Annotated in this window: 3 protein-coding genes, 1 pseudogene and 1 riboswitch; of the genes and pseudogenes, 1 reads left to right on the forward strand and 3 read right to left on the reverse strand. The window is 34.7% G+C overall.

What is annotated here, in order from left to right; all coding sequences use genetic code 11:
• The 3 genes from guaB to xpt all read right to left on the reverse strand — a co-directional run.
• The coding region (guaB, locus tag IDG60_RS08665) for an IMP dehydrogenase (protein ID WP_164825838.1) at nucleotides 1-1,115 on the reverse strand (1,115 nt) is incomplete at its 3' end.
• 37 nt (nucleotides 1,116-1,152) lie between these two features.
• Nucleotides 1,153-2,421: a xanthine permease PbuX gene (pbuX, locus tag IDG60_RS08670; protein WP_000793023.1), complete on the reverse strand. Its 1,269-nt coding sequence runs from the start codon at nucleotides 2,419-2,421 to the stop codon at nucleotides 1,153-1,155.
• A complete protein-coding gene (gene xpt, locus IDG60_RS08675) occupies nucleotides 2,421-2,999 on the reverse strand; it encodes a xanthine phosphoribosyltransferase (protein ID WP_000421410.1) in 579 nt (192 codons plus the stop codon). The genes pbuX and xpt overlap by 1 nt, the downstream gene beginning before the upstream one ends.
• Before the next feature lie 230 nt (nucleotides 3,000-3,229).
• A riboswitch (purine riboswitch) is annotated at nucleotides 3,230-3,332 on the reverse strand.
• A 179-nt stretch (nucleotides 3,333-3,511) separates the two neighbouring features.
• On the opposite strand from xpt, the pseudogene IDG60_RS08680 reads away from it, so the two are divergent.
• A pseudogene (locus tag IDG60_RS08680) lies at nucleotides 3,512-3,741 on the forward strand (general stress protein); the annotation flags it as partial.

Raw genomic sequence — 3,741 nt, forward strand, 5'->3', positions numbered from 1 at the left:
CTTTCTTCAGTACCTGCTAATAAGCTACCTAACATAACCGCATGTCCACCAGCAGCTAATGCTTTAATGATATCTCCTGAGAATTTAATACCACCATCAGCAATGATAGCTTTACCATGTTTGCGTGCTTCAGTTGCACAATCATAAATTGCTGTAATTTGTGGTACACCAACACCTGCTACAACACGCGTCGTACAAATTGAACCTGGGCCAATACCAACTTTAACAATATCTGCACCCGCTTCAAATAAATCTTTTGTTGCTTCTGCAGTTGCTACGTTACCAGCTACTAATGTGATTTCTGGGTAAGTCTTCTTAATATGTTTCACTTGATCGATAACGCCTTTAGAGTGACCATGTGCTGTATCGATAACTAAGACATCCACACCTGCTTCGACTAATTTTTGAGCACGAATATCAGTGTCTTTTGAAATACCGATTGCTGCGGCTACAAGTAGACGACCATGTTCATCTTTTGCTGCATTAGGGAATTCGATTACTTTTTCAATATCTTTAATAGTAATAAGACCTTCTAGACGTCCGTCTTTAACTAATGGTAACTTTTCAATCTTATGTTTTTGGAGAATTTTTTCTGCTTCTTCAAGTGTTGTATTCACTGGAGCTGTAATTAAATTTTCTTGCGTCATTACATCTACAATTTTAATCGAGAAGTCTTCAATAAAACGTAAGTCACGGTTTGTTAAAATACCTACTAAGTTGCGATCTTCTTTATTATCAACAATTGGTACACCTGAAATACGGTATTTACCCATTAATGCTTCTGCTTCATAAACGCTTTCTTCTGGCGTTAAGAAAAATGGGTTTGAAATGACACCATTTTCTGAGCGTTTTACTTTTTGAACTTCGTCCGCTTGTTCTTCAACGCCCATATTTTTATGAATAACACCTAAACCACCTTGACGAGCCATAGCAATCGCCATTTTAGATTCAGTTACTGTATCCATACCAGCAGAAATAACTGGAATATTTAATTTAACTTTGTCTGATAATTGTACGCTTAAATCAACGTCTTTCGGTAAAATATCAGATTGTGCTGGAATTAATAACACATCATCAAACGTTAATGATTCTTTTGCAAATTTACTTTCCCACATTAAAAACAGCCTCCATTTTTCAAATTAATTAGTTATATTATTTCACATTTTCTTCCGTTTGTTTATACTTTATTCCATTAAAAAAGAAATTAAGAATAATTGCAGAGATTGCGCCTAAAACAATTCCGTTTTGAGTCAACCATGCAAATTGTTCACCTAAACCTTTAAATGCTTGTGGTACAGCGCTTATACCAGTACCTAATCCTACTGATACAGCAATAATTAATAAATTGTTTTGATTTTTAAAATCGATATGTCCTAATATACTAACACCATATGCCATTACCATGCCAAACATAGCTATCATCGCACCACCTAACACAGGTAGCGGTATGATATTTGCTAATGCACCAAGCTTAGGTATACAACCACATATAAGTAATAACACGACCATGCCGTATATAACATTATTTTTCTTAGCGCCGGATAAAGAAACAAGTCCTACATTTTGCGAATAGGCTGTATACGGAAATGAATTGAATATAGAACCTAACACTATCGCTAGACCTTCCGCAGTATAACCTTTACGAAAATCTTTTCTTTCTAACTTCTTACCGGTAATTTCACTTAACGCATGATAGACACCTGTCGACTCAATTAAACTAACGATAGCTACAATAAAGAACACTAACGTCGATGTCACATCAAAGCTAAATCCTGAGAATCTAAACGGCACTGGGATGCCTAACCAACCGGCATGATTGACTTGATTAATATCGACCATCCCAAGTAAGCCAGCACCTATCGTTCCTAAAACGAGTCCAATTAATATGGCAATACTCTTAATAAATCCAGTTGTGAATCTTTGTAAAACAAGAATAATGATTAATGTCATTAAACCTAACAAAATGTTCTTAACATCTCCATAGTCCTTTGCACCTTGACCTCCAGCTAAGTAATTCATTGCTACTGGCATTAAATTGATACCAATGATAGTAACAACACTACCCGTTACTACTGGTGGGAAGAATTTTACAAGATGTGAAAAGAAAGGCGCGATGATAATAACTAATATCCCTGATAAAAATAGCGAACCGTAAAGTACATCTATTCCTTTCGTTTGACCAATTAAAATCATGGGCGCAACAGCCGTGAATGTACATCCAAGAACGATTGGTAATCCTGTTCCTGTTACTTTATTGGCTTGTAAAAATGTGGCAACCCCACACATAAATATATCTACTGTAACTAAGTAAGCGATTTGTTCAGGTGTAAACTTCAAACTTGTACCAACAATGATTGGAACTAAGATGGCACCTGCGTACATAGCTAAAAGATGTTGAACACTTAGGATTAAATTTTTCATTATTCTTCTCCCACCAATGTCACTTTGTTTCCTTCTAGTGAAGCAACCTTGCAGAGAGAAGAAACTGTTAAACCTGCTTCTTCTAAACGTTGATGCCCATTTTGGAAACTCTTTTCAACAACAATACCAATACCAGCTGTCTTAGCATTCGCTTGCTGTGCGATATCGTATAATCCTAATGAAGCATCACCATTTGCTAAAAAGTCATCGATGATGAGTACAGTATCTTCTTCTGATAAAAATTCTTTTGAAACAATGACCGTACTTGTTTTATTTTTAGTAAATGAATGAATAGATGTTTCATAATAACCATCCGTCAAAGTGCTAGGTTTTGCTTTTTTCGCAAATAAACATGGCACATCAAAATGCAGTGCAGCCATGATTGCAGGTGCGATACCGGAAGCTTCAATGGTTAAGATTTTAGTAATCCCTTTATCTTTAAATTGCTCGTAAAAAGTGCGACCAACTTCATTCATTAACTTTGCATCAATTTGATGATTTAAAAATCCATCGACTTTTAAAATCTTCTCATCAATGACAACGCCGTCTTCCTTTACTTTTTGTCCTAGTAACTCCACTCTTAAAACCTCCTCAGATTTGTGTGAAACATTTTGCTCTTAAATTGGTGCTAGATACAAAAAAATCCCCAAACTAAATAATAGTTTCAGGGTTTATGAGTGAACGAACATGCATAACGAATTTGTCATGCAATCAATGTAAAAGAAGTTTCATCAAATAAACTGTGACCATCATATAAAATGATATAAATCACCCACCATGGTTACAATTTAATGGCTGAAGCTACTCCTAGTATTGTGTTGTTACTCATAGTCATGTCGTTCAAGGCAACATGGTAGAAACTTCTAAAGCCATATTCTTTAGATTATATGAGTTTATGTAAATTATTTAACGATAATAGCAAATTTTCGGCATTTTTTCAATAACTGCTTAGGTAATCTTTTAATAGTTTTATAAATGTACAGAGACGTTTAATGCGAATGAAGACTTATAACTTAATAATGTAAGGGTTTTACTTTATAATAAGAAGGGTAAAAGATTAAATAAACAAATTTTTAAAGGGGCGACAACTATGGCAGATATTACTGTAGTAAATGACACTGGCGAATTATACAACGTAATCAATCAAAAGAAATCTGAAGGTTATTTAGAATCAGAGCTAACAATTATTAGTAAAAGTAAATTACACCTAAATGACTTACACGACTCTGAAATCTCCCTTATCTCAACAAGTGGAACATTTAGTGATAGAATGACTAAACTGTTAACAGGAGAAGATGGTGAACATGCAGTTTTATCACG

The sequence above is a fragment of the Staphylococcus sp. EG-SA-2 genome (assembly GCF_017152085.1).